The 26065-nt window shown below is 41.7% G+C and carries 23 protein-coding genes; 13 read left to right on the top strand and 10 right to left on the bottom strand.

Annotated elements, in window-relative coordinates:
* Positions 1–51: 51 nt before the first annotated feature.
* The 4 genes from V7K45_RS17975 to V7K45_RS17960 all read right to left on the bottom strand — a co-directional run bounded on the left by V7K45_RS17975 (position 52) and on the right by V7K45_RS17960 (position 2136).
* Complete coding sequence (locus V7K45_RS17975) at positions 52–507, bottom strand: PPC domain-containing protein (RefSeq protein WP_335005704.1); 456 nt, start codon at positions 505–507, stop codon at positions 52–54.
* 86 nt (positions 508–593) lie between these two features.
* Positions 594–1271, bottom strand: coding sequence for a ComF family protein (locus V7K45_RS17970; RefSeq protein WP_335005702.1), 678 nt, complete (start codon positions 1269–1271; stop codon positions 594–596).
* 33 nt (positions 1272–1304) lie between these two features.
* Positions 1305–1793: a GNAT family N-acetyltransferase gene (locus V7K45_RS17965; protein ID WP_194045000.1), complete on the bottom strand. Its 489-nt coding sequence runs from the start codon at positions 1791–1793 to the stop codon at positions 1305–1307.
* 169 nt (positions 1794–1962) lie between these two features.
* Entirely contained in the window at positions 1963–2136 is a 174-nt protein-coding gene (locus tag V7K45_RS17960; RefSeq protein WP_335005699.1) for a hypothetical protein, read from the bottom strand.
* A gap of 189 nt (positions 2137–2325) precedes the next feature.
* On the opposite strand from V7K45_RS17960, the gene aroQ reads away from it, so the two are divergent.
* Positions 2326–3012: a gamma subclass chorismate mutase AroQ gene (aroQ, locus tag V7K45_RS17955; protein ID WP_335005697.1), complete on the top strand. Its 687-nt coding sequence runs from the start codon at positions 2326–2328 to the stop codon at positions 3010–3012.
* 298 nt (positions 3013–3310) lie between these two features.
* On the opposite strand, the gene V7K45_RS17950 is transcribed toward aroQ, so the two are convergent.
* On the bottom strand, positions 3311–4477 hold the full coding sequence (locus V7K45_RS17950; RefSeq protein WP_335005695.1) for an AI-2E family transporter: 1167 nt from the start codon (positions 4475–4477) through the stop codon (positions 3311–3313).
* A 109-nt stretch (positions 4478–4586) separates the two neighbouring features.
* Here V7K45_RS17950 and V7K45_RS17945 point away from each other — a divergent pair, with 109 nt between their 5' ends.
* Together V7K45_RS17945 and V7K45_RS17940 are read left to right on the top strand one after the other, a co-directional pair.
* The gene (locus tag V7K45_RS17945; protein WP_442942008.1) at positions 4587–5045 is read left to right on the top strand and encodes a hypothetical protein; all 459 of its coding nucleotides are present in this window, start codon (positions 4587–4589) and stop codon (positions 5043–5045) included.
* 286 nt (positions 5046–5331) lie between these two features.
* Positions 5332–6756, top strand: a complete 1425-nt coding sequence (locus V7K45_RS17940; RefSeq protein ID WP_335005693.1) for an LCP family protein — start codon at positions 5332–5334, stop codon at positions 6754–6756.
* On the opposite strand, the gene V7K45_RS17935 is transcribed toward V7K45_RS17940, so the two are convergent.
* Positions 6728–7822 carry an anthranilate phosphoribosyltransferase family protein gene (locus V7K45_RS17935; RefSeq protein ID WP_335005691.1) on the bottom strand — a complete coding sequence of 365 codons (1095 nt, stop codon included), beginning with the start codon at positions 7820–7822 and terminating at the stop codon, positions 6728–6730. The two genes, V7K45_RS17940 and V7K45_RS17935, sit on opposite strands and share 29 nt — an antisense overlap.
* Before the next feature lie 1067 nt (positions 7823–8889).
* Between V7K45_RS17935 and V7K45_RS17930 the strand changes: the two genes are divergently transcribed.
* The gene (locus tag V7K45_RS17930; RefSeq protein ID WP_335005689.1) at positions 8890–11238 is read left to right on the top strand and encodes a GNAT family N-acetyltransferase; all 2349 of its coding nucleotides are present in this window, start codon (positions 8890–8892) and stop codon (positions 11236–11238) included.
* Positions 11239–11616: 378 nt separating this feature from the next.
* Here the strand turns inward: V7K45_RS17930 and V7K45_RS17925 are convergent, their stop codons facing one another.
* Genes V7K45_RS17925 through V7K45_RS17910 form a run of 4 tightly spaced genes read right to left on the bottom strand, consistent with a single transcriptional unit; the run spans position 11617 to position 16273 of the window.
* On the bottom strand, positions 11617–12258 hold the full coding sequence (locus V7K45_RS17925; protein WP_335005687.1) for an FHA domain-containing protein: 642 nt from the start codon (positions 12256–12258) through the stop codon (positions 11617–11619).
* Positions 12236–14368, bottom strand: coding sequence for a substrate-binding domain-containing protein (locus V7K45_RS17920; protein ID WP_335005685.1), 2133 nt, complete (start codon positions 14366–14368; stop codon positions 12236–12238). Before V7K45_RS17920 ends, V7K45_RS17925 begins: the two co-directional genes overlap by 23 nt.
* A gap of 43 nt (positions 14369–14411) precedes the next feature.
* Complete coding sequence (locus tag V7K45_RS17915) at positions 14412–15092, bottom strand: response regulator transcription factor (protein WP_335005683.1); 681 nt, start codon at positions 15090–15092, stop codon at positions 14412–14414.
* A gap of 59 nt (positions 15093–15151) precedes the next feature.
* Positions 15152–16273, bottom strand: a complete 1122-nt coding sequence (locus tag V7K45_RS17910) for a sensor histidine kinase (protein ID WP_335005681.1) — start codon at positions 16271–16273, stop codon at positions 15152–15154.
* A gap of 470 nt (positions 16274–16743) precedes the next feature.
* Between V7K45_RS17910 and V7K45_RS17905 the strand changes: the two genes are divergently transcribed.
* The 9 genes from V7K45_RS17905 to V7K45_RS17865 all read left to right on the top strand — a co-directional run bounded on the left by V7K45_RS17905 (position 16744) and on the right by V7K45_RS17865 (position 25987).
* The gene (locus V7K45_RS17905; protein ID WP_099100382.1) at positions 16744–17583 is read left to right on the top strand and encodes a Pvc16 family protein; all 840 of its coding nucleotides are present in this window, start codon (positions 16744–16746) and stop codon (positions 17581–17583) included.
* Between the two features lie 30 nt (positions 17584–17613).
* Entirely contained in the window at positions 17614–19275 is a 1662-nt protein-coding gene (locus V7K45_RS17900) for a phage tail sheath family protein (RefSeq protein ID WP_335005679.1), read from the top strand.
* A 92-nt stretch (positions 19276–19367) separates the two neighbouring features.
* The gene (locus V7K45_RS17895; RefSeq protein ID WP_094331970.1) at positions 19368–19823 is read left to right on the top strand and encodes a phage tail protein; all 456 of its coding nucleotides are present in this window, start codon (positions 19368–19370) and stop codon (positions 19821–19823) included.
* Between the two features lie 22 nt (positions 19824–19845).
* Complete coding sequence (locus V7K45_RS17890) at positions 19846–20340, top strand: phage tail protein (RefSeq protein WP_335005677.1); 495 nt, start codon at positions 19846–19848, stop codon at positions 20338–20340.
* Positions 20341–20351: 11 nt separating this feature from the next.
* Complete coding sequence (locus V7K45_RS17885; RefSeq protein ID WP_251959044.1) at positions 20352–20699, top strand: hypothetical protein; 348 nt, start codon at positions 20352–20354, stop codon at positions 20697–20699.
* A gap of 399 nt (positions 20700–21098) precedes the next feature.
* Positions 21099–21482: a hypothetical protein gene (locus tag V7K45_RS17880; protein WP_094347971.1), complete on the top strand. Its 384-nt coding sequence runs from the start codon at positions 21099–21101 to the stop codon at positions 21480–21482.
* Positions 21425–21628 carry a DUF6760 family protein gene (locus tag V7K45_RS17875; RefSeq protein WP_313931140.1) on the top strand — a complete coding sequence of 68 codons (204 nt, stop codon included), beginning with the start codon at positions 21425–21427 and terminating at the stop codon, positions 21626–21628. Before V7K45_RS17880 ends, V7K45_RS17875 begins: the two co-directional genes overlap by 58 nt.
* The gene (locus tag V7K45_RS17870; protein ID WP_335005675.1) at positions 21625–23613 is read left to right on the top strand and encodes an FHA domain-containing protein; all 1989 of its coding nucleotides are present in this window, start codon (positions 21625–21627) and stop codon (positions 23611–23613) included. The genes V7K45_RS17875 and V7K45_RS17870 overlap by 4 nt, the downstream gene beginning before the upstream one ends.
* A 193-nt stretch (positions 23614–23806) precedes the next feature.
* Complete coding sequence (locus V7K45_RS17865) at positions 23807–25987, top strand: CHASE2 domain-containing serine/threonine-protein kinase (RefSeq protein ID WP_335005672.1); 2181 nt, start codon at positions 23807–23809, stop codon at positions 25985–25987.
* The last annotated feature ends 78 nt before the right edge of the window (positions 25988–26065 follow it).

Genomic DNA, 26065 nt, shown 5'->3' with positions numbered 1-26065 from the left:
ACTCCAAACTCCTAACTCCTAACTCCTAACTCAGCACTCAGCACTCAGCACTCATTTAATCGGTTGCAACTTTGTCACTTTGAGTTTAAAAGCCCCAATTCCAGTTTCCCCAAAAGACCGGACACGAATAACATAATTCCCTGTCTCTACGATGCGAGTAAAGAGTAAGGAATTGCTACTACCATCAGGGCCATCATCATTTTCTGCCAGAGTCGAACCATCAGGTGCCAGCAGTGTGATGATGCTGTCAAAGTTTTCCGATGACAGGTCAACTGCTAAATTATCGCCCTTCTGCAACTTCACAGTGTAATCACGGGCAAACCCACCTTGACCTGTGGGAATATCTTTGTCTGAAAGGCGATCGTCAATTTCAGTACTGTTAGATAAAGGAATTGGACTATACAACTTATTTTGAGCAAAAGCTGCACTTGTACTTATGCTTATTGCCAGCAATGTGGCAGGAATGATGATGAGTTGTTTTAAACCTGCCGCAAAAACTTTATTCATACATTTCAAGCAATTTTTCTACAAAAATAGGGTAATTAGGTCAATTTATGCACTTATATGCCAAAGTTAGCTTATTAACTTTTGATTTATCCGTCTTTGACAGCAGTGGCTACAGCTACTAATCCTAAGACCACAATTCCATACTGACGAAGTGTTTGCACAGCAGACCTGGCAGTAGCACCAGTAGTATAAATGTCGTCCACTAACAGCACTGGGACATTTGGAGGACGATGGCGAAATTCTTGCCCAATAGCAAAAGCTTGGTTCAAGTTTTTTTCTCGTTTAGATACCGACAAACCAAACTGCGCTTCCGTTTCTCGCACTCTTGCTAAACCGTTTAGTTTCAATTTTAATCCAGTTATTTCGCAGAAACTTTGTGCTATCAGTGCGGCTTGATTGTATTTACGTTGTTTTTGTTTGCTAGCGTGAAGTGGGATAGGAACTACTACAGGCTGGCTATCTCGCTTCGGTGAATTTAACAACCATGCTTCCCCTAACCATTGACCCAAAGGACGAGCTATTTGGGGTTGATTTTCATATTTCATCGCTGCGATCGCTCGTTTCACTGGGCCACCATATTCCCCCCAGCCAAACACTGGTATAGGCTCTTGCCATAGAGAAATCGGGTCTTTACGTTGACATTTTTGCAGTTGTCTGGTGCAGTTATGACAGAATTCTTGGGAAGTTGCGCGTTGACATAGAGGGCAATGGGATTGGAGAAAAAGATTGAGTAAGCCTGTGAGGTTTTTAATCCAAGCGTGCATTTAAAATTGTCCTTTGTCATTAGTCATTAGTCATTAGTCTTTGACCAATGACTTAACATACACGCGATCGCATCTTGTTGTTTCCACTCCTGTTGCTGGAGTGTAGCCATTGCTTTCATACAGCTTGACTGCCTCCACCAAAACACTGGCGGTTTCAATCCAAATTTGTTGAAAACCACGCTTTGCGATCGCTGCTTCTAGCTGTTGTAACAAATATTTCCCTAATCCTAAACCCCTGATGCTGGGCAAAAGATACATTTTGCGGATTTCTACAGCTTTTTCGCCTCGGTGTATGGGGTAGTATGCTCCAGTACCTACTAACTGACTTTGGTGTTCGATTACCCAAAACTCTCCCCCAGTAGCTAAATAACATTCCTCTACACGCAGCACATCTTGGTCAGCACCCTTGGGTTCCCAAGCCAGACCGTATTCTGATAATACATAACTGATGACTTCAGCGGCTCTTGTGCGATCGCTTTTCACCCAATCACGAATTAAAAAATCTTGATAATAGTTTTTCATTACCATTTGCTGGTCAAGTTTACCCAGAAAAATTTTCCGCATCTATATCCCAATTTACTCAGCAAATAGCAATTCTTGCAGAGTTCATTTCAAGCTGTAATCTCAAGGCGTGAATTATGTCAGTGCTGAGAAAAGTCATCTTTAACAAAGAAATCGCCTCTACATCTACCTACATTATCAATGCCCAAATCCGCTGAATTTCTGCTTGGAACAATTTACGACCGCGTTTAGCATCTCTTTGAGCAGCAGGTAATCCCTGCTGAGGGAGACAATACCGGGATTTCCCACCACCCATATCTCTCAAAACCTTGTGCAGGGGAGCAGGGGAGAGTTCAAATACCAAGTTCTTTCCCCTCTGCCTCTGAAGCACCTCAGCACCTCAAGCTTGTGAGAAATGCGGGAATACCCCCATAAGCCTGAATTTGCTTTTTGTCAGTAACTATGAGATATTTTGTTTGAAATTGGAAATACTGTATTTTTATCGATTTACTGATAATTTGTGCTAGTTAGCAGAGTGTATAAACTTTTTTCTATGAATTTAAGTTTTTTTAGAAAGCATCCACTGTTGTTTTTCATCATAATTTTCTTTGGGATTTTTTTCAGTACTACAGTAGTTGCTGCAAAGTTAAAATTATATTTCGTTGCTCAAAACTCTAAGCCAGTAAAATTAGTAAATATCCAAGCTATTAGGGTAGCTGAACAACAACTGCCTGTAGATAAATTACTAAAATTGATCCAGCAGCGATTGTTAATTGCACATGATGTAGCCCGATGGAAATGGAATCAAAAACGTCCTATTGAGGATCTAAAGCGCGAACAAGAGTTACTATTAAAAGTTCGGCAGCAAGCAAAAAACCATAGTTTAGATCCTGATACAGTTACAGCTTTTTTTCAAGCACAAATAAAAGCAGGAAAACTCATCCAAACCACTGATTTTCAAAACTGGCAAAAGCAAGGCATTAAATCTTTTCCTAACGTGCCAGACTTAAACCAGACATTGCGACCATCGTTAGATAAATTAAATATAGAACTTCTCTTTGCCTTAACAGAACTGAATTCTGTTCTAGGTTGTCCACAAATTCGGGAATTAATTCAGTCACGTTCCCAGGTGATTATTCAGGGAGATGGTATCGATCGGCAAGTGCAGAACCTAGCAATTTCACCCCTGCTGCAATTTAAAAGCACTTCTTGCAAAGTAGTTTCCTTTCCTAAATTCTAAATTAGATAATGATTATGAAAATTAGATTTATTTAAAAGCTTAAAAGCTATTTAGAATATTGAAGCAAAACAGCAATTGGCATTCATTTATTGTGGCAATGACTGACTTTTCACAGTATTTGGAAAATTTTTATATTAAGCAATCGGTTGCAACAGAATTTAAGAAATAACAGGGGTAAAGGGAAAAAGGTTGATAATATTCTCCCACCATAGAAGCAATAGTTTTTTACCCTTTCCCTTGCCCCTTACCGTTCCTGATAAATAACTGATGATACACTTCTTGCTCCTGCCTTCTTGTATTAAGGCAATGTTGCTTCAGAAATGCTCAAAGTTTTGTTGGCGTCGGCTTTCGAGGACTCATTTCCTGGGACGGATGCAGTTATCTCTCCAATGGCGCTGTCGTTTGTCCCGCTACCAGGACGCAAGGCACTTAAAGCAGTCTTAATTACAACAGCTGTAGGTACTGCCACAATTACACCCAACAGTCCGCCAATTCTTGCCCCTGTTAAGACTGAAATTAAAATCCAAACTGGATTTAAACCAGTAAAACTGCCTAAAATTCGGGGGGCAATTAAGTTTTCGAGAATTTGCTGTACAATTACCGCTGCGATCAACACTCTCACACCCATTGAAAAATCTTGCAACGCTACCAACAGTGTAGTCAGGGCGATGCCTACAGAACCACCAAAGGGGACAAGAGCCATCAGACCAATAGTTAGTCCGAATAGCAATCCAAACGGCACTTTCAGCCACAAAAAGGTAGGAATAAGGGCTGAAGCCATACAGGTAGATAAAATCAACTGGGTGATGAAGAAATTTTGGAAGCTTAGGCGGACTGTTTTAGAGAAAGGATCGCGAAATTTATTCGGTAGCCATTCGACTAAACTTTCCCAGAGTTCACCCCCGTGCTGTAAAAGATAAAAAGTCAAAACCATCGTCAAGAGAATATCTAGCAGACTAGTGACTGTCAGTACAGCTAGATTTAAAACTTGTCCAGCGATCGCTTGTAATTGTCCTTTGACGCGATCGTTGATTTGCACTACCAGAGCATCGAGGTTAATCGGTAAACCATAAGTCTCAGCTTTTTCATTTAAGATCATTAATTGAGAGCGTCCAGAGTCGATCAACTCCGGTAAACGAGCCACCAATTGTTGAGCTTGGGTAAGGGCCAGGGGGAAAAGTGTCACACCCAACGCCAATAAAATCGATAAAGCCAAGAGAAATACTAAAATAGCAACTTGCTCTCGCTTCGCACCATGATGCTCCATCCAGCTCACGGGGTAGTTGAGCAGAAATGCTAGCACTGAGGCTCCCACTAAAATGACTATGAGAGAATGGAAATAATTAAAGAATACCGAAAGTGCCCAACCATTGAGAACTAGCAGCGGCAGGAATAACGCGATCGCCCCGATTCGCGCTATTGGAGTAAATGTTTGCCACCAGTCGAGTAGCTTACGTGTCTGCATTTTGAGCTGATTGCGGAATAGAACTAAATGAAATTTTTCTTTACAGCTTATTATCTCTAACTATATGAGTCTTATTCATCCTTCTAGTTTAGGAGTTAGACTAACCCCAATGGAAAATTTTGAACCAAAAGAGAATGGGGAGTGGGGAGCAGGGGAGCAAGGGAGCAGGGAAGCAGGGGAGCAGGGGGAGAATAATTATGCCCCGTTCCCAAATGCTCCATCCCCAATGTCCAAAACACAGTTGCTTTTACATTTAGTTCCGATCGTCGGCTTTTTTCCATCTTTGTGGACGCTCTATCGAGGCCAGGGTAATCGGGAACAACTTGCTATTAGTCGTCTGTCTATTACTTTGGCACTTACTTGGCTGTTGAGTTATCTATTATTAGCCACCGGGGCAGCAACTTCAGATTTTTTTCCGCTACGTCTATTTATTCTCAATAGCTTTCTTACGTCAGGTTACTTTTTAGTAAGTATTTGGTTGATTTTGCGCCTAATGCAAGGCAAATCTAGTCGTTTACCAGGGTTTAGTAGTTTAGCTGAACGAGTGCTTGGCAAGTATTTATCTTAATTTTTTAAAGCGATAAATTGTCGGTGTTTTTACTGAATTTTGGAAAATTTCTGGCAGATTTATTTATATATCTAGTCAAATCCAGTTTATTATTGCCATACTTCAGTAAAACATCTCCAGGTTGTCCCAAAAAAAGAATAAATGCTGCTATAAGTGTTGTGGTTGACACTACATTAAAAAAGTTAGCACCGATAATTAAGAGTTAGCTATTATGGGTTGATTTGTTTGGGTGTTTTTAGTCTGCAAAATTACTGAATTTGATTAGTGAGTAAGTGTGAGGAAGTCTGTGACCATTCAAAGAAGTTCGGCGGAAGAAAACCAGTCGGGAAAAGCCTCAAAGTCCAATAAAAAAATTCCCCAAAGCTCGACATCAGGACGGTGGCTGTGGTTTTGGGTAGGTATGGGTGGTATTGCGATGGTATCTGCAACTGCGGGGGCGCTTTTAGCAGTGTCTTTGACCAGTACGCCTTTGCAACAAGCGCAGCTAACTCCAAAGGATGAGGCGGCCTTTGATAGCGATCGCATTTCTGGAGGTGTGCTGCGATTTTCAGAATTAACTCGTCCAGTGAATCTTTTGGTGATGGGAATGAGCGTACTTCCGCCAGATATCCAAAACCCTCCTGAAGATACCAAAAATCTCAAATACCTGCCCCAAGTCAACTCTTTTGATGGTCTTTCCGATGTGATGCTCTTGGTCAAATTCGATCCAGAGACGAAAAAAATAAATATGCTCTCCATTCCCAGAGATACCCGCACGCAAATAGAGGGGTATGGAGTGAAAAAAATTAATGCTGCCAATGTTGACGGTGGCCCAGCTTTGACTGCCAGAACTGTCAGTAATCTCTTGGGTGGGGTGGGAATCGATCGCTATATCCGAATTAATGTTTTGGGAGTTGCCAAGCTAATTGATGCTTTGGGTGGCGTGACTGTCTACGTCCCTAAAAATATGAAATATCAAGATGATTCTCAACATTTGTACATCAATTTGAAGGCTGGTAAGCAGCATCTCAATGGCGATCAGGCATTACAATTGCTGCGTTTTCGCCATGACGAACTCGGTGATATTGGTCGGATTCAGCGCCAGCAAATGGTCATCCGCGCTTTAATGGATCAAACACTCAACCCGGCTACTGTTGCTCAATTACCTAAAGTTCTTGATGTTGTGAAAGACCACATTGATACTAACTTGACGGTTGAAGAGTTAGTGGCACTAATGGGTTTTGGAGTGCGGACAAATCGCTCTAATATGCAAATGTTAATGCTGCCAGGTCGCTTTAGCGAGAAAGGCGAGTTTGATGCTAGCTATTGGTTGCCCAACAAAGATGGGATTGCAAAACTGATGGCTCAACACTTTGGTTTGGAGTCAGAACAAGAACAGCTGGCAACTACAACTAACCCCCGCTCTTTGCGTGTAGCAATTCAAGATAGTACAGGTGGCGATCGCTCTAACCTGCAACCGTTAATTAGAGCGTTGGAAAAATCTGGATATCGCAATATCTATGTGGCTAAGGCATGGGGTGAACCACTAGATGTAACTCATATTGTCGCCCAACAGGGAGATGGTGACAGTGCAGAATCAATTCGCGGTACTTTGGGATTTGGAGAAGTGCGGGTGGAAAGCACTGGCAATCTTGGCTCAGATATCAGTATCCAGGTAGGTAAAGATTGGTTGGAACAAAAATCTATTTTGGAGAAGTCGTTGACACCTTAAAGGGTATATCTGCTGACACTGAATTTACGACCTGGCTTAGTTCTTGGAGTTTAGCTGCTACTACACCATTGGTTAATAATTCTTCTGCTTTCACTAAACCCTCTGCCATATCTGAACAAATACCACTCCGCCATAGATAAAATCCGCCATTCCACAAGGCTGTTTGCATCAATTCACCTGGTTTACCTGCCAAAACCTCTTGAATATCCGCCACCAGTTCTTCAGTAGTTCCAAGGGGTACGTTCTTGGTAATAAAACCGTAATCGCGCGGTACGAGGTGCAATCGTTCTACCTCTTGGGGTGCTACGGATGAAGATAAGCTGATGATTGCAGTGCGATCGCGCGGTAAGTCGCAACTACCTTCCAATCCTTTGACTAATGTAAATTTTGTCACTCCCCGCAGTCCTAGAGCTGTGTGAAACATCCCTTCTGTTGGCGGATGGACAAATCCAGCAATTACGTGAGCATCCCCAGCATAAGGACACCAAATTAGCTCCATTGTCGCCAACGGCGGACGTTTGCCGATTTGCTCGCGGTACTCCCAAATACTTGTAGTTAAGGGAAAATGCTGAGGTAGATAAATAAAGCCGATTCCCGTTTGCTCAAACACTTGTTGAGTTTGTGCTAAGGGTAAGGTAGTCCAATCGACTCCTAAACCCTGCCAAATATCTATTAGCGGTAAGCCGTACTTCGTTGGTAGGCGATCGCCACCATGCATCACCACTGGTTGTCCCACTGCGGCGAGTAATAAAGCTGTGACGGGACTAATCGGTGCTGTGCGTGTCCTACCATCATAAGGAATGCCAAGAGCGATCGCAGGTCGCCCAGAGGCTATGGGTTGCAGTTTTGGCCCCAGTTCCTCATAAGCATCCAACATTCCGGCTAACTCTTCTCCCGTAGGACGCTTGATTCGGTGAGCAATCAAAAAGGCTCCAATTTGGGCTGGTGTCGCTTCACCCAGCAGCATCATTTTAGTAGCGGTGGCTGCTTCAACACGAGTTAAATTCTTAGATGTGTGATTTCCGCTGCCTACTTTTTGCAGAAATTCCCGAAATACATTGCTCATTTTTCCTTTGTCCTCTGTCCAGCGTCATTTGTCTATTGTCCTTTGTCTTTCGGGATAACTGAAAATGACTAATGGCCGAATATTGGATTTTGGATTTAATAAATATGAGTTCGACTAACTAAAAATAGTAGGATGTTGAGCAGGTAAGTCTTGGGGGTAGATATCAAGAAATTGTTGTTAAGGCAAATAATACCATTTTGGATTTTAGATTTTGGATTGTGAAACATCCATTGGATAAGTGTTTCAGTTTCCCATCTGTCGCAATTATTTTTCAAATTGGTATAAGTATAAGCAGTAAAACCTGCAATTAACTTGACGATAAAATTGAAAGCATTACGATGTCTAAAGTCCGTAAAATACATTGATAATCAGGACTTATAGGCAGTTTTAGCATTAATTTCATTATCAAGCAAAGGTTTCAGGCTATTTGCAAACCTTTTCGCATACTATCTACTGAAGAACCAAAATTTTTCTACCTCTTTAGATAGATTGTATTACATGTTTTATTACTGTAGTTGTAAAAGAACAGGCGCCTGAGGGCAAGGGATTTTAGCACATCATTTGTGTAAGCGCGGTCGCCGCCGCAACAATCCAGGTTTTTTCTACACTTTAAGAAAAGAAATTTTTTGTCCTAAGTCCAAGTAAAGTTGACGCGTCAAGACTAAAACAGTTAACAAAAATCACTTTTGATTCAGGAGAGAAATCTAAATGATTATTAACGACTTGACCTACTTAGAGCAAGCTGAATCCGCAAACACTTTAATAGGCAAATACTGAGGCAAATACTGAGGCAAAGACCACGGTAAAGACCACGGCAAATACTACAGCAAAGACTAGAAATTGAGTGAGTGTTGTGGAACCCAAATGGTTGTATAACCTTCCCAGCGTGCCGGATTACGTTTTCTAGCATTTCGGAATCGCCGCAACCTCATACTTGCAAACCTGGGTTCTTCCACTTTAGCTTTTGATAGTTCACAAATCTCCTGGCTCTTGAAAGCGAAACTTGGCTGCTTTCAGCTAGGAGATTTTTGGCAACTGCGTCACCTTCCATCTGCTAGAGAGTCAATATGAAAGACATCGAAATTGAGATCATTGATAATTTTGAAACGTTTCAAACGATCAGAAACCATTGGGACTCCGTATACAAAACCGATCCGGAAGCTCAATTCTTTTTGTCTTGGACTTGGCTATCTGGTGTGGTGAAAAGATTGTGCAGCCATTCCCGTGCCGCGTGGTTTATATTAGCGGCAAAATCAACTGCCCCAACTTCAAAGTATGTGGCATTTTTTCCGCTAGAAATTGGGATCGCAGAACATCCCGAAGGCTGGCTCCAGAGTCGTCTGTTGATGATGGGAGTTGCAGATTCAGAGCGTCTTGGGTTTATTTGCTTGCCAGAATACGAAGCAGCAGTCACTTCTGCCTTTGCCCAATTCTTTCAGCAACAGCAGGAAACTTGGTCTATTTTTGAAGTCGACAATATTCAAACGAGCAAATGTCGAATGAGCCGATTCCTGGATCAGTTCTCCACAGAAGCCTTTGAATTGGCACAACAGGAACGGTTGAGCGATTTCGTAGATCAAATCGACAATAGCATTGTTCCGTACATCGCTTTGCCAGACGACTGGGAAGAGTACCTGCAAACCGTCGTTAGCTCCAACACTCGACAGAAAATTAGACGCCTCTTGAGAAAAGTTGAAAGCTCCAACGAGTTCCACCTGACTCAGGTTAACGCAGAGAATTTAGATATTCATCTAGAGATCCTCTTAGGATTTTGGCAAACCAATTGGGAAGGCAGAAAAGGCGCGGACTACTGCAAAAAAGCCACAGAGAGTATCAGGTTGGTTTTGCGTCATAGCTTTGAGCACCAAAGCTTATACTTACCAGTTCTCTGGCAAGGGAAACAACCGTTGGGCGCGATCGCTAACCTAATGGATTTCGATCGCAAAACGGTTCTCTTCTTCATTGCAGGTCGTGACGACACAGTAAAAGAGTTTTCTTCTGGTCTGGTTCTTCATGCCTATGGGATTAAATATGCGATAGAGAATGAATTTAAAGTCTATGATTTCCTGATGGGCAACGAGGCATACAAGTTTTCGTTTGGCGCTAAAGCTCGTCAGATCAAAACCATGCTGATCCAGCCCAAGCGATCGCACCAAAATCAAGCGCTAAATTTAAGAACAATTCCGGAAGCGCTCCACCGTTTTACCCATTACCAACAAACCAACCGACTCGATCTAGCAGAGCAAGGCTATCGTCAAATTCTCAACGTGCAACCTCAACACCCAGACGCACTCTATCGGTTAGGAGTCTTGATGCACCAGAAAGGAAATTACTCAATCGCTGAAGAGTTGTTCAGAAATGTTCTTCAAGTGCAACCTCAATATGTGAAAGCCTGGTTTAGTTTAGGCAACTTGCATCAAGCTCAAAATCAATTACCAGAAGCAGAAGCAGCCTATCAGCAAGCTTTAGTGCTACCCTCCGAATCCTCAATGCTCTCATCAGCAATCCATCATAATCTTGGCTATACGTTGCAACAACAGAATCAATGGGAAGCCGCGATCGCCCATTACCAAAAATCCCAAGAACTCCAGCCCAACTCCATCGAAGCAGAAGTAATTTTGGCAAATGCCCGCTATGCTCAAGGTACATTACCCCCAGAAAAGCAGCTGCATTACGCCACCCTCAACTATGAATTGGGTAGCAAACGAAAACAGGTAGGTGATTTCAAGGTTGCGATCGAATACTATCGCCAATCGATCGCAATGCAGCCCACTCTAGCAGATGCTCACTATCACCTCGGCATCACATTCCAAAAACTAGGAAACTTAGATGAGGCGATCGCACATTACCAAAGCGCCCAAGACCTGCAACCAGACTATCTTGAAGCCGAAGTGAGTTTAGCGAATGCTCTTTATGCTCAGGGAAAGCTGCCCTTAGAAAAACAAGCGCATTATGCTGCCCTCAATTATAAATTAGGCAACCACTGCAAACAGGCAGATGATTTAGAAACTGCAACAGAATACTATCGGCAATCTCTCGTCCTCAATCCAAACCAACCAGAAGTTCACTATCATCTAGGATTTGTCCTACAAGAACAAGGAAACTTGGACGACGCGATCGCACATTACCAAAGCGCCCAAGCCCTGCGACCCAACTACCTTGAAGCCGAGGTAGGAATCGCAACCGTCCTCTATGCACAAGACAAACTGTCCGCAGCAGATCGAGATCGCTATGCTGCACTCAATTACGATTTGGGCAAGGTTTGCTACCAATCAGGAGATATCAAGGCTGCAATTAAATACTATCAGCGAGCGATCGGACTAAAGCCAGATTTTACAGAGGTTCGCGATCGTCTACGCCAAGCACTGCAAGAAGAGGACGGTATTAAAATTAAGGTCAGTGTTGCGAAACAATAGAAGCCAAGTGCCCGATTGAAAATCGCTGTAAGATGTATAGCACTTTATTGACTTGATTCTTAATAAACTCAAGACTCTTTCAAGTACGTTAATTCTTCAAACCTATACCTGTCAAATTTTTCAGGCTTTATCAATAGTCGAACTCACATTAGCTTAATATTTTTCTCGCTCCCAGATAAATAGACCTCTTGCAAAAGTGCTTTTTGCACTCTTGGGGAAAAGGGTAAAGGTTAAAGGGGAAAGGGACTTTTGCAGAACCTTTTCCCCTTCCCCTTTCCCCTTTTCCCGACTTATGCAAGAAGTCTAATCATCACAAAGACGCGATAAATCGCATCTCTTTCCAAAGCAGAGAATGCTGATTACAAAATCAGCTTTTTACTACACAATATATACAGTGAAATTAACTAGGTTATCCTGACCAAATCGTAGCAAATCGCCGTTAAGCAGGCGATACTGCATACCAGGAGTCAGAGGATTATTGTTTAAATAAATACCATTTGTACTCATATCAACAATCATGTAAGAATTTTGCGACCAGTCCCAATCGACTCGCGCATGACGACGAGAGACTATTCCCTCACTGGGAATGCCGGTCAAGTCAATTTCTGGCGGTGCTATTCCTGGACTCTGACTGCGGCGACCAATATAACCTCCTTCCCCAATGAGGTGAAATTCTCTGCCGGTGCTATGAATCAGCTTTAAGGCTGGCGCTCTTTGCGGAGGAGGGGTATAAACAGGTGGTGTTGGTTGATAGGAAACTCGTGGCTGATAGACTGTTGAATAATCAATGGGGGCTTGTTGGGGAGCTTGGTAGTTAGGTTGGTCTGTAGGCGGTCGCTGATACTGAACAGGTGGTTGACTAGGTTGTTGTTGAATAGGTGGAGGTTGACTAGGTGGTTGTGGTGTAGGAGAAACTACATTACCCACAGGAGTGGAACACCAGGGACAAACCTTAGCATTGTTAGGCAGGGCGCGGTTAAAATATTCGCAACTAGGATTAGGGCACCGATTTGCAGGCATAAGACTTTATATCATCAGGCATAGGTTGTAAAGCTACAAGACCTACTTTACTAAGTAAACACTGACCCTGACGAGTTGTTAGCATCTGGGCAAATGTAGAACCACCAGGTAGGCGGTTGCTGTCTTTAGGGTACACTACAAAAATAGGGTATCCCAAGGGGTAGCTTTGGAAAGTTGTGACATCAACATAATAATCATCATGTTGACACAAATCATCTGAGGGATTAATTGAGCGCCGATCGCGCTTTTGAAACAGAGGTTGAATAGAGGACTTTTTACCATCTGCGATCGCTAGAGGATAGCCAGTACACTGACTCGAAGTTTTACTGATAATCCCAAAACTGATAATACCAGTAGTTCGCCCATCTAAAGTTTCACTGCGTATTAGATTTTGGGTTTTTGTTGTATCAAGTTTAGTAACTTTCGCTGCAAATAAAGCTTCGTCTTGAGGGGCATTTTGCAAAACTATTTGTTGAAATTTACTGATTGCTTCCGGTTCGGTTGGAGCAAAAGGTTTCACAGGCAGATTTGGAAGTTTGGGACTAATCTGCTGCCAATTAGTAATTTTACCTGTGTAAATTTGACGTAATTGCTCAAGATTGATTTGCCCCCCAAGAGCATTGGCAAGATTTGAGTCTCTTTTATTAAATGCGACAAAAACAAGTAAACCATCATAGGCTACTGGTTTTTTCGCAAGTTTATCTGTAATGTTGTCTGCCAAACTAGTAATTGCAAAATCTTTCTTGTTTGTTTGAACTTCTTCGAGACTTTTAATCGGATTATTTATATTTGTTGATAAAACAGATTTATAGTCAAATGTTGCGGTTGCATCTGGCTTTGGTCTGGTCAATAAATCTCCTAAACGACTGTTGTCCACTAATTGCGTTAAAACAAAACTCCATGTACTATCTTTTTCTCCTGTGTAAGTAAATTGTCCAGAAGGAACGTTGGGGACTTCGGAAAAATTCCGCACAAGTCTAGACCATTGGATATATTGATTAAGATTATCTGTTTTCCTACCCCAAAGCCAATACCAAATTCCCCCGCCAAGTAGTAATAAAAATAGGATTAATAACAAAATTAAGGGCATTGGCAAAGGCTTTTTTATTTCTTGAGAAGCTGTAGAACGTGCTGAACTTTTGCCACGATCTTCTTTGGGAAGTTCTAGTAGTGCTTTACGAGCCGCTTCTGCACTCTCAAAAGGAGTTTCCAGCCCAATTAAACGATAAATAAATTGCTTTAAATAGCTATCAGTATCCGGCCATTGTTGATTATCTCTAGGATCGAGAGGCTGGTTAGATGAAAAATTAGTTGTCCGCCCTACCCATAAATAAAAGGCTAATAATCCTAATGATTCTAAATCTTGCTCAGGTCTAGCGGCAGCAGGTTGAGGAATAATCGGGGGAATAAATAAGTTTTCCCAGATAGCTAAATCACAAAAATATATAGAAAACTTTTGATTATTTTCTACTTTAATTAAAGTACTATCTAAATTGATATTGCCGTGAGTGATGCCCAGTTGTGTTTGATTGGAGGGAAAACGCAGCTTTTGAGTGTGGAGAAACTGGAGAGTTTGTAAACCTTGATTTAGTACCTCACGCACCTCAAGAGATGTCATTGCTCCCTTTTCTATGAGATATTTACCTAAAGTTTGGGATGACTCTATGCCTTGAGTAATAAGATAGCAGCGTTCTCCTTTTTCATCTGCGATCGCTTCTTTAGTTTCCACCAGACGAAAATTTTGAATTCGACTATCGGCTAAACTTACCCCACCCACCCGTTTAAAAGTCTCTTTCCGCTTTTGAGTCTCGCTTTCATTAAAAGAACGATTGGGGAGCAAGTATTCTTTGATGATTACAGGTTGTTTGTCTTTAAGTTGAACACCTGAATATAAACGGCCTAAACCGCGCACACCGACAAAACTAGTTATTTGATAAGTTCCCTGACTTCCTTTAATCTCAGCCTCCTGTGGTAAAGTCGCTGGAAAACCACATTCCAAGCAAAACTTAGCACCCTTGATTTGCTGCGCCGTTTGGAAGGGGCGATCGCAACTTAAGGGAGAATTGTACGAGCAGGGGTATTCTTGATAAAAAGATTCAAATGAAGCCATATACAAAAAGTTTCGTGAATTGCGCCGACTACTTCCGTCGCGCTCAAGCATGAACTAATCCTAACTTGAGGGCAGTCACAATCGCTTGAGTCCGGCTAGTAACCTTCAATTTTTCAAAAATACTGGTGAGATGCGCCTTAACAGTAGCAACTGTTACATACAAATGTTTAGCAATTTCTTCATTAGAAGCACCTTGAGTTAACCAGTATAAAACTTCTTGCTCTCTTTCAGTTAAATGCACCTCATGACATGCTTTTACACAAGAATCTGAATAAGCCTGAAAAAACCGGAAAAATCGACTAGCAACTTCTGAAGGTAGATAAATTTCCGATCTAGTTACAGTGTCAATAGCTTCACATAATTGGGTTGCTACACGATTTTTAAACACATAACCTGCGGCTCCTCCCTGCATCGCTCTAAAAATCCAGTCGTCTTCTTGATGAGCCGACAATACTAAAACTTTGCCACTGTAACCAGCTTCTTTAAGACGTGCCAAAACTGTAATTCCATCACATCCTTTCAATTGCATATCCAGCAAAATTAAATCTGGACACTTCTGGGTTGTAAACTTTAAAACCTGCTCAACAGAATCAGCATCACCAATAACTTCTACAGGTAACGCAGAATTAATACTATAAAAATTTAGGAGAGTACGTAACCCTTGACGAAAGCGTTCTTCGTCATCTACGAGTAAAACTGAAAGTTTTTTATTATCATCAGTCATAAGTCATATTTTTATGATGTTAGATTTCACGCGCGTCTCCTAGAGAACTTTATTATCAATTAATTCACACTCCTTGGTCGAGGTAAAATAATCGAAAATTGTGCCCCACCTTCTGATAAAACTTGCGCCCAGATACTTCCTTGATGATCTAGAATAATTTTTTTAGCAATAGTTAAACCGAGTCCTGTGCCTCCTTTACGCTGGGAATAAAATGGGGTAAATATTTTTTGTAAGTCTTCTTGAGACAATCCTGGTCCTCGATCGGAGATTTTAATTAAAACTTCATCTTGAAAAATTTGCCAGCTACAGGTAATAGTTCCTGAATTAGGACTGAAATGAGCGGCATTACTGAAGATATTATCAAAAACTTGTTTCATTTGTAATTTGTCTATCTTCAGTATTGTCGAGGTATCGGGAATCAATATTTCAAGTTTCTTCTGATTAATTAAAGGTTGTAAATTTGTGAGACTTTCAATCACTAAGCTTCTTAAATCTTGAAGTGTTACCCTTAATTTTGCACTTTGACCGCAATCAATAAGTTCATTTAAATTAGTATCTAAATCTTGTATACTTTCGCCGATGATTGTTGCTTGCTCTTGCCAAGGGCTATTCTCTAAACCTAAGCATAAATTATGTGCATATAATCCTATAAGTCCTAGAGAGTTACGCAATTGATGACCGACTCGATGCAAGATATCTTCTAGGAGTTTAATTTCAGTTTTTTGTCTGCCATAGTCCAAGGAAATATCTACATACTTACTCAGCAACATAGCAGAGCGTTTTACATATAGTTGTAAACTCGACGAGAGAGGTTCATGAGTAATGATTTGAATATATTCAGTTTTTTGATTTCTATAGGATATGGGGCAAATGTAAGAAATGGATGAAAAGTCCTTAAGCTTAAATTCTTGTAAATTCAAAACAGGTGGAAAATCTGTAAGCCATGCTTCCGAGCGCAAATAAGCTAAAGTTTTTTGAGAGAAAGGAACTTGGTCTTGACCATAATTTATCACCTCTTGATTAGCTCTTAATAATGAATCATGATAGACAATTCGAGCGAAAAAAATTGGATACTTACTAGTTAACTGCTCAGACTCAAGCTGACAAAAGCTTTGGATGTCTGAGGAACTCAAATAATTAGAGTCATTGTCTAGTTTCTGTACAGAAAAGCCTAGTGTCATAGCTTCACTCGCTTTTTGCAACCAAATGTTTTTACTCTTCTGCTGACCAGTATAAAATTATGCCGTCTCAGGAATGTTTATTTTTTTATTAAGTTATCTTTTGGGATAATTCATACAAATAATCATTAAGGTTTGTATTCAAATGTGTATCAAGCTACCTTCGCTGTGTAAACAAGTTTGTAGTAAGGACTTTAGCCCTGATGTTAAGCACTGAAATACTTACTACGTACCCAAGCTTTCGTTAGTTTAATGGACTACTTGGGTCGGTTTTTCAGCCCACCCCACAAGAAAAGAATCTAGTGCGTCCAATTAATAACTGCTTCAGATTAATCTACAAACTGAAGTCGCTACTTTACGGATTGTTGACCCAATACCCGATTTTAAAAATATCGACAAAAGTCTAATTAACTTTAGAAGCCCGATACATATACTGTAGAGGCATCTGGATTAGCTACCAGCAGAACACCTTCATGCTTATCTTCGTTCTTCAAACTTTAGCCGAAATTCTCGCTGGAGGAACCTCACTTACCAGTACAGAGCAAATTGACTTTAGCCATCCTGGTAATCGTAGGGAAGAGGGAGCAGGCCCGACTCTCAATTTATATATTTTTGATATACGTGAGAGTAAGCAGGTACAACATTCTGGCAGGCAAGTAGAACGCAAGCTAACACGCGCTCTACAACCTGCCACTGTAAATTGGGCACCAGCTTGGTTTGATGTTTCCCTGCTATTAACAGCCTGGGATAGAACAGCTTTAGGTGAGCATCACTTTATTAGTGAGGCATTGACTGTGCTGTTGCGCCATCGCACCTTGGAAGAGGAGTTTTTGGTTCCTGAATTACGGGGCTATGGTAATTTGAACATGACAGTTGCCTTAGAGCCACCAATTGAGATTGGCTCTTTATGGAGCGCTCTCAGTGTGCCATTGCGTTCAGCCTTATATTTGACAGTTACAATACCCTTCGAGCCACAACCGACTCCAGTGCCTTTGGTTTGGGAGCGAATTTTCAATTTGCGAAATCAATTGTCTCGCGATAGTGACAGTCTAGTATTAACCAGACGAGTTGCGATCGCGGGTATTGTCAAAAGTGCGGTGACAAATTTGCCGTTGGTAGCAACAGAAGTGGCTGTGAGAGGAACTGACAAGTCCATATCAACTACTAAAGAAGGGCTGTTCTTCTTTGAAGACCTTCATTTAGGTAATTATGTTTTGACTCTGAATCATCCTGGCTATTTACCCCAAAACGTCAATGCATTGGTAGATAACCAAAGTAATACTTTCAAAGAAATATTTCTAACTCCTGAATAATTAGATTTTTACTGACTTGGAGAAACTTTCATGGCTAGACTTGATTACTTTGCTCCTGGTGTTTACATCGAAGAAATTGACCGGGGTAGCCGACCAATTGAAGGTGTTAGCACAGCAGTTGCCGGATTTGTAGGTTTTACAGAAGACGTTCGCGGTGGGGCTGAGTTATACAAGCCCATGCTAGTAACCACTTGGACGCAATTTTTAAACTACTTTGCCCGTCCCAACTCTGACGGCTTCACCGACTTCAACGCCTATTTACCCTTTTCAGTCTACGGCTATTTTATGAATGGTGGCGGTCGTTGCTGGGTAACAAGCATTGGAACTCAGCTACCAGGCGCACCTAGACCTGCAACTCCAGAACCGGCTACCCTCAGAATCAACTCTAGAGGTAATCGTCCAGCCCTCCGTTTTACTTTGCGTCCTGAGCAAGCATCAGGTGGATTAGTAAATATTGTAATCATTGATGGTTCGCCCCGCGCCTTACCTGAAGGTACTGAAGGAGAAGCGCCTCCAAATACGGGTGAATATTTCACCATCCAAATCCGTCGGGGAGATGAGCTTCTAGAAGAATACGAAAACTTGAGCATGAACCGCGAACCTAATGCTCAAGTTGCAACTTATGCGCTGACGGCATTGAGAAATTCCATGTATGTCACTGTAGAAGACATAACTCAAAGCGGACAGCCTTTAGCTCGTCGTCCGGTTAATGGTCAATATGAACTAGCGCCGCCCATTGTCGCTGCTCCACCCGATAGATTTTCACAAAATTTAGAAGGGGTTCGAGACGATCGCACCGGGGTACGCGGTATCTTTGAAGTTGATGAAATCACAATGCTGGCTTGTCCTGATGTGATGCGGGCTTATCAAGAGCAAGTACTGAATTTAGATCAAGTTCACGGCATCATCGAGTTGATGATTAGTATGTGCGAGGGGTCTGCCAGTGGCGATATTCCCAATCCGCCCAACCGCATGGTTGTACTTGATTCGCCACCGGAAGCCGTCAAACCGCAACAAGTAGTGGAATGGTTGAATAGATTTAACCGTCGTTCCATGTTTGCGGCCCTTTATTATCCTTGGATCAAAGTACCGAATCCACGCGATCGCGGTAATCCAATTTTAGTACCTCCTTGTGGCCATGTGATGGGTGTTTGGGCCCGCACCGACGAAACCAGAGGAGTTTACAAAGCCCCAGCAAATGAAGTTCCCAGAGGCGTAATTGGTTTGGGCTATGACACCAACTTCCGCGAACAAGAACTATTAAATCCCTTGGGAATAAATTGCATTCGCAGCTTCCCCAATCGAGGTATCCGCATTTGGGGCGCACGCACTCTAGTTGAGCCAGATAAAACAGAGTGGCGTTACATTAGTGTGCGTAGATTAATTAGCTATATCGAAAAATCCCTAGAACTGGGGACTCAGTGGGTAGTTTTTGAACCAAACGACCAAGATTTATGGGCGCGTGTCACCCGCACCGTCAGTAATTTTTTAGAGCGCATCTGGCGTGAAGGTGCTTTATTTGGGGCATCTCCAGCCCAAGCATTTTATGTCAAGTGCGACGAAGAATTGAACCCACCAGAAACCAGAATTTTAGGACGTTTATATATTGAAGTCGGAGTTTGTCCAGTCAGACCGGCGGAATTTGTTGTTTTCCGCATCAGCCAATGGAATGGCATTGAAGATAGCGAATAGACCAAGAATCCTCCTCTTGTAGAGACGCGATAAATCGCGTCTCTCCTCATTCCCAATTTCAAAATTAATCACACACAAAGGAGTCTAAAAGTATGGCAGGCGAATTTTTAACCTCTTGTAAGTTTTACTTCGAGGCTGACGGAATTACAGATAAATTCATCAAAGAAATTAGCGGACTAGGCGTTGAAAATACACCAGCGCAAGAAGTTCACGGTTCATCCAAAGGCGCTAAACTAATGCGTCAAGCTACACCAACTGTTGTTAAATTTACCAACATTACAGTTAAAGTCATCGCCACTGATGATATAGACCTTTATAAATGGTATCAAGATTGTAACGAAGACATGGGAGACCCTCGGAAGTGGGCACAGAATCGTAAGACTGGTTCAGTGGTTGCTTACGACCAACAAGGCTCTGAAAAAGCACGGTGGAACATTGTCAATTGTTATCCCTGTAAATACACCGGGCCTACCTTAACTGCTTCTGGTGGTGATATGGCAAATGAAACAGTTGAATTGGTTCACGAAGGAATTAAACGAATCAAATAATTAGCATTTGCAGTAATTAACAGTGGTACAATCCGCAAGCCGAATTCCAGAAGTTTTGACAGCCCATCGGTTCTATTTAGAACTGACATTAGAAGGTCAAAACGATGCCAATTGTTTCTTTTTGGAGTGTCAAGGCTTTAAAAGAACACAAGAGGTTATTGAAATTACTGAAGTCACTTCTCAAACCTGGGGTACAAAAGGGCAATCAAAAGGTCAGGTAGTAAGAACCAAGCTTCCTAGCAATCCCAAGAGTGGTAATCTCATTCTGCGTAGAGGTACCACTAACTCTATGGATTTTTGGAAGTGGTTTGAAAAAGTCCAACAGGGTAATTGGTCTGAGCAACGTAGACTTGTTGCTTTGTCTATTTACAATCAGGCAAATCAAGAAGTAGCTAGATTTGAGTTAGCCGGTGCTTGGCCCGCAAGTTACAAGATTGCCGATGTCAACGCCCGCAGCCATGACATCGAAATTGAGGAGGTGGAGGTTGCTTTTGAGGAATTTAAACGCGTGAAATAATTAGGAGAATTATGTTTCCCACAGAGTTTGAATTTACACTGCCAAAGGGGTATCTAGACTCTGAAGGCAACCTCCATCGCAAAGGTGTAATGCGGTTATCAACGGCGATAGACGAGATTGCACCCTTGCGTGACCCACGTGTTAAAGCGAATCCCGTTTATGCCACAATTATTATCTTGTCGCGAGTGATTACCCATTTGGGTGCTTTATCAGAAGTTACTCCTGCAATCGTGGAAAACTTTTTTTCCCAAGATTTAAATTATCTCCAAGATTTTTACCGTCGCATCAATGGCTTGGAAGGCGAAACTTCCATACCGGAAGATACAGTAAATTCTCCCGAAGCACTTCTTCATAATTGAATTGGGGAGTGCTGAGTGTTGAGTGCTGAGTGCTGAGTGCTGAGTTCAAAGGCTCAACATTCAAGCAAAAAGGTGCAACTTCCGAGTTCAAAGGCTCAACGTTCAAGCAAAAAGGCTCAACTTCCGAGTTCAAAGGCTCAACGTTCAAGCAAAAAGGTGCAACTTCCGAGTTCAAAGGCTTAACGTTCAAGTAAAAAGATGCAACTTCCGAGTTCAAAGGCTCAACGTTCAAGCAAAAAGGCTCAACTTCCGAGTTCAAAGGCTCAACGTTCAAGCAAAAAGGCTCAACTTCCGAGTTTTAAGCTTAAAACAATAATATTTCTTCTTAACTCCTAACTCCTAACTCAGCACTTAGCACTCAGCACTCAGCACTCTTAACTCAGCACTCCCCAATAACCTATGCGCCGTAAAAAGGATACTCTCTGCACAGAATTTGCTTTCACTCTTCCTAGAGGATTGAGTGATGGCGAACAACGAGTACATCGTCATGGGGTGATGCGTTTAGCCACCGCCAAAGATGAAATTTTGGTGCAACAAGAGCGCAAAGTTCAAGAAAATCCGGCTTACGGTGTATTGGTGATGTTAGCACGGGTCATCACTCGTTTGGGCAGTTTCAACTCTGTTAGTCCTGATTTACTCGAAGGACTGCTCTTACATGACATTGCCTATCTCCGAGAATTTTACAATCGAATCAATCAACAAGGCAATGTACACATTCCGACACAATGTCCCCACTGCAATACTCAATTTTCAGTGGAGCTAGAACTAGCGGGGGAGTCGTAAGCTACCCCTCTGATACTTTATATGAGGAGGTAGCTTTTATTGCTTATCATTTCCACTGGTCACAAGATGATATTTTAAATTTAGAACATACTACCCGTCAGCGCTGGGTGGCAGAAATCAATAAAATTAACCAAAAATTAATATGAAAGTTAAAGTTAGCTACTCACCAAATCTAAGTGAAGTCAATGAAGTTGACCTTACCACAGAAACTCCAACGAGAGGAGAATGGCTAATAGGTCGTTCTCCTGATTCTGATTTACTCTTAGACAGCCCTGATATCAGTCGGGTACATGCTAAGTTTTTTGTTAAAAATGGAAATTACTACTTTTCTGACCTTGGCAGTAGAAATGGCTCAATATTTAATGGGAAACAGGCTGAAAAAGATCGACCATATTCTTTGAGCGATGGAGATGTTATTCGGATTGCAGATTATGTTTTGATTTTGGAAGCAGTTGCTCCCGTTTATGAGCAACCAGAGACAGTCTTTAGAATTATAGATCCTTCACTGTTTTCTCGGCCGCGATCGCCTGAAAATGTCAGCGCTGCCAATGTCGTTAATCCAGTCCCAGAGGTAGTTAGCGAAGTTCCACCGCCAATTAGTTCCGAACCAATTAGTTCCGAAGTAGAAGCACCCCCTTCCCCAGAAATCAGCGAAATCTCAGAAGTTGTTTCGACTCAAACTGATGATGTCATCCCTGAAAACATCATTCAGCCACCAGAAGCAGTCAGCGAAGTTCCACACGATGTTCGTAATGAAATTGTGGATTTGCGGACATTAGTTACACCAGAAGTCAGCACCGATAGTGAGGAAGTAAAGGCTCCAGAAGTCAGCGAAGCCTCAGAAGTTTCTTTAACTGAACCTGATAACGCTATAGCTGCACCTGAAAACATCATTGAAACACCTGAAGAGGAAAGTGTCCTTCCAGAAGCTAACCACGATGAGGCTGTAGATTTTGAAGCAGCACTGGCAACAGAATCTACTTTCGTACAACAGCGTGATATAAGTGCTATTCCAGAAACTAGCTACGACGAGAATGCAGAGTTAGAGGCAGCATTAGCAGCAGAAGTTACCTTCGTACAGCCACGCGATATTTTCAACGAAGTTCCTACACAAAGTGCTACTCCAGAAACTAGCTACGACGAGAATGCATTGGAGGCAGCACTAGCAGCAGAAGTTACCTCCGTCCAGCCGCGCGATATTTTCCACCATGTATCTGAGGAGGAGAGTAACATTCCCGAAACTACTCACGATGAAGTAGTGAATTTGGATACACCAGTTGCAGAAGAAACCAGTGGAGTTGTTGAAAACGAAGAGATTCAGCCACAAGAAGCAGAGGAAGAGAGCCAAGTTACACGGGGAATTATTGATGAAGCAATAGATTGGGATAGTTCAGTTACCGCAGCAGACACCGCAGATGTTGACGAATTAGAACCTACTTCTGCGGTGGATGAAACAATAAGCGAAGTTTCTGAAGCATCAACTGCACCTGATGATGCCGTTGCGGAAGTTTTAAGCAATCAATACATTGATTTGAGTAATAGAAGTACTGAAGAAGTCAGTGCAGATGTTGATGATGTTTCTCCTCAAGTCAGTGAAATTTCTGACTCAGCTGATATTCCATTTTTGGAAACAACAGAAAGTGGCACTACTGATAGCATCAGTCAAACTATTGAAGAATTTCCGCAAGTAGAAGAAGATCGTTTTGATGAAACTCCAGCAGAAACAAATGTTAGTGAGTCTCCTCAAGCAATCATTGAAAGAAACATAGTACTGATTGCTCATGAAAGCAAGAAATCAGAACTTGCTGAATTGGTTTCTGAGCATCAAGAATTTTTCTCGCAGAGCTTTACAATTACCTGGCCATCGGTTAGTGAAGTTTTACATCAGCAAGCAGGGATAACGATTAGTCAACAAACCCCTGCACCAACTTCTGGAGGATATCAAACAATTGCTTCATTGGTTGGAGCCGGAGAAATTGTAGCAGTTATTTTCCTGCGAGATTTGCTGCAACCTCAGCCTGGTCAAGCAAATGAAGAAGCACTGTTAAGATTATGCACTATTAATCAAGTTTTATTGGCTACTAATTTGTCAACAGCAGAGGCGATTGTGCATTATCTGAAACACATATAACAATTCTAAATGAGTTATGAACAAAAATATCCCCGACTTTTTTAAGAAGTCGGGGATTTGAGCATTTTGGTGTTTACAAGTAAAATATAATTACTATATTTTTTGAAAAGTTGCAAATTGCGTAGAATAATTTCAATATGAAAAATTCATCTGAAAACATACGTATATTTTAAAGTAAAACCTATTTAAAAAAATGGTTGTAACTTTTAAAAGTTTATTTAGACAGCCAGTTATTCTTGCAAGTGCGATCGCAACACTTCTATTAGTAGGAATTCAAAAACTGGGGGTTTTCGAGCCTCTAGAAATGAAGGTCTACGACCAAATGATGCAATTACGTGCCGACCCAGGCCCAGACACTCGTTTATTGATTGTTGCTTTAAGTGAAAAAGATATCCAAAAATGGAATTGGCCCCTGTCTAGCGAACTTCTAGACCGACTATTAGGCAAACTTGAAGAATATCAACCGCGAGTGATTGGTCTAGATATTTTTCGTGACTTACCAGTACCGCCTGGTCATGACAAGCTACTACAACGCCTCCAACAGAGCGATATCATCATTCCTATTTGCAAACATTCTGGTTCTAACAATCCGGGAGTAGCACCTCCAAAGGGTGTTGAAGCAGAGCGAGTGGGATTTAATGATGTCGTAGAAGATACTGATGCCACAATTCGCCGCAACCTCTTATTAGTAAGTGCAGAAGAATCCGATTCTTGTCAAAGTACCTATTCTTTTAGCTTACAACTAGCACTCAAATATTTAGAAGTTGGAGGCATCCAACTAGAATTTACCCCCAAAAAGGAACTACAACTACGTAATACTGTATTTAAACCCCTGCAAAGTAACGCTGGCGGCTATGAAAAAGCAGATACCAATGGCTACCAAATCCTGCTTAATTACCGTTCTGGTCATCAGGTTGCCCAGCAGGTAACTATTACAGAAGTACTTGCAAATCAAGTTAAACCAGATTTAGTTAAAGACCGTATCGTTTTGATTGGTTCAACAGCCAATAGTTTAAATGATATTTTTAATACGCCCTTTGCTAGCGGTAAGTCAGATAATTCTGGCAAAATGGCCGGAATTGAAATTCATGCCCAAAGCGTTAGTCAAATTCTCAGTGCTGTTCTGAACAAACAGCCTCTATTTTGGTTTTTGCCTGAGTGGGGTAAAGTCCTTTGGATATGGGGATGGACTGTAGTTGGTGGTTTGCTGGTATGGCGGATTCAACATCCGCTAGGCTTAGGATTGGCAGCAGCAACAGCCCTGGCAGTATTATTTGGAGCCAATTTTGTCATTTTTACCCAAGCTGGATGGTTCCCAGTCATACCTCCGGCGTTGGGGTTAGTATTTACTGCCGGCAGTGTCCTTGCCTATAGTGCTTATCAAACCAAACAAGAGCAAAAAGAAATTACCCAACGGGTTCAAGAACACCAACAATTAATTCTAGAATTGCAAGGTCTTTTACGGCAGCGTGGCAATGCCTCAAATGAAGCGCCAACGGTAATTGTTGATTCCATCGGTCAGGAAATTGCAGTAGGGACGCTACTAAACAACCGCTACAAAATTACTCAACCCTTGGGTTCTGGAGGATTTAGCAATACTTATTTAGCTGACGATATCCAGCGCCCTGGTAATCCGCAGTGTGTGGTTAAACAGTTGCGACCTCCTCGCCAAGATGCAGAATATTTAAATGTTGTCAGACGCCTATTTGACGCTGAAGCAGAAATTTTAGAAACTTTAGGTAAGCACCCACAAATTCCCCAACTGTTAGCTTTTTTTGAAGAAAATCGGCAATTTTCTTTAGTGCAAGAATTCGTTCGAGGGCACGCTATGGATAAAGAGTTAACTGCTGGTAAGCGACTAAAACAAGCTGAAGTTGTGGAGATACTGAAAGAAGTTTTAAATGTGCTGGTTTTTGTTCACAGCTATGGCGTAATCCATCGAGATATCAAACCTAGTAACTTAATTAGGCGAGAATCAGATGGGCACATTGTTTTAATTGACTTTGGCGCTGTTAAACAGATTCAACCTCAGCAGCAAGAAGCTCAAACAATTTCAATTGGCACTCCTAATTATGCACCTTCTGAACAAATGAGTGGGTTGCCAAAACTCAACAGCGATATTTATGCCTTGGGAATTATGGGAATACAAGGCTTAACTGGGGTAGAACCCAGAGAGTTTCGTAGAGATACAAATACTGGTGAAATAATTATCCAAAGCCAAGCTGATGCTAATCAACAGATTTGGCTACATTGGCGCGAATTCACTGAGGCTACAGACGAGTTAGTGATGATTTTAAATAAAATGGTACATTTCGACTTCACTCAACGATGTCAGTCAGCCGCAGAGGTGCTTAAAAATCTCGAAAGTCTTTAGTACTTTTTTTTATTCTAAAATCTAATAAAAAAGCTTGGTCATGTAAATGACCAAGCTCTTAACTATTTCAATCAATTA

It is taken from the genome of Nostoc sp., assembly GCF_036917375.1.
Classification (GTDB): domain Bacteria; phylum Cyanobacteriota; class Cyanobacteriia; order Cyanobacteriales; family Nostocaceae; genus Nostoc.
Note: the sequence above shows the minus strand (reverse complement) of the source record. Positions and strands in the feature narration are given on the sequence as shown.

What these genes read in the sequence shown, in the direction of transcription:
- aroQ (WP_335005697.1), top strand. Translation starts at nt 2,326, where the DNA reads ATGAATTTAAGTTTTTTTAGAAAGCATCCACTGTTGTTTTTCATCATA.
- V7K45_RS17925 (WP_335005687.1), bottom strand. Translation starts at nt 12,258, where the DNA reads ATGCCTGCAAATCGGTGCCCTAATCCTAGTTGCGAATATTTTAACCGC.
- V7K45_RS17970 (WP_335005702.1), bottom strand. Translation starts at nt 1,271, where the DNA reads ATGCACGCTTGGATTAAAAACCTCACAGGCTTACTCAATCTTTTTCTC.
- V7K45_RS17930 (WP_335005689.1), top strand. Translation starts at nt 8,890, where the DNA reads ATGAAAGACATCGAAATTGAGATCATTGATAATTTTGAAACGTTTCAA.
- V7K45_RS17915 (WP_335005683.1), bottom strand. Translation starts at nt 15,092, where the DNA reads ATGACTGATGATAATAAAAAACTTTCAGTTTTACTCGTAGATGACGAA.
- V7K45_RS17935 (WP_335005691.1), bottom strand. Translation starts at nt 7,822, where the DNA reads ATGAGCAATGTATTTCGGGAATTTCTGCAAAAAGTAGGCAGCGGAAAT.
- V7K45_RS17880 (WP_094347971.1), top strand. Translation starts at nt 21,099, where the DNA reads ATGCGCCGTAAAAAGGATACTCTCTGCACAGAATTTGCTTTCACTCTT.
- V7K45_RS17865 (WP_335005672.1), top strand. Translation starts at nt 23,807, where the DNA reads ATGGTTGTAACTTTTAAAAGTTTATTTAGACAGCCAGTTATTCTTGCA.
- V7K45_RS17900 (WP_335005679.1), top strand. Translation starts at nt 17,614, where the DNA reads ATGGCTAGACTTGATTACTTTGCTCCTGGTGTTTACATCGAAGAAATT.
- V7K45_RS17950 (WP_335005695.1), bottom strand. Translation starts at nt 4,477, where the DNA reads ATGCAGACACGTAAGCTACTCGACTGGTGGCAAACATTTACTCCAATA.
- V7K45_RS17920 (WP_335005685.1), bottom strand. Translation starts at nt 14,368, where the DNA reads ATGGCTTCATTTGAATCTTTTTATCAAGAATACCCCTGCTCGTACAAT.
- V7K45_RS17870 (WP_335005675.1), top strand. Translation starts at nt 21,625, where the DNA reads ATGAAAGTTAAAGTTAGCTACTCACCAAATCTAAGTGAAGTCAATGAA.
- V7K45_RS17905 (WP_099100382.1), top strand. Translation starts at nt 16,744, where the DNA reads ATGCTTATCTTCGTTCTTCAAACTTTAGCCGAAATTCTCGCTGGAGGA.
- V7K45_RS17965 (WP_194045000.1), bottom strand. Translation starts at nt 1,793, where the DNA reads ATGAAAAACTATTATCAAGATTTTTTAATTCGTGATTGGGTGAAAAGC.
- V7K45_RS17945 (WP_442942008.1), top strand. Translation starts at nt 4,587, where the DNA reads ATGGAAAATTTTGAACCAAAAGAGAATGGGGAGTGGGGAGCAGGGGAG.
- V7K45_RS17895 (WP_094331970.1), top strand. Translation starts at nt 19,368, where the DNA reads ATGGCAGGCGAATTTTTAACCTCTTGTAAGTTTTACTTCGAGGCTGAC.
- V7K45_RS17885 (WP_251959044.1), top strand. Translation starts at nt 20,352, where the DNA reads ATGTTTCCCACAGAGTTTGAATTTACACTGCCAAAGGGGTATCTAGAC.
- V7K45_RS17975 (WP_335005704.1), bottom strand. Translation starts at nt 507, where the DNA reads ATGAATAAAGTTTTTGCGGCAGGTTTAAAACAACTCATCATCATTCCT.
- V7K45_RS17910 (WP_335005681.1), bottom strand. Translation starts at nt 16,273, where the DNA reads ATGACACTAGGCTTTTCTGTACAGAAACTAGACAATGACTCTAATTAT.
- V7K45_RS17875 (WP_313931140.1), top strand. Translation starts at nt 21,425, where the DNA reads ATGTCCCCACTGCAATACTCAATTTTCAGTGGAGCTAGAACTAGCGGG.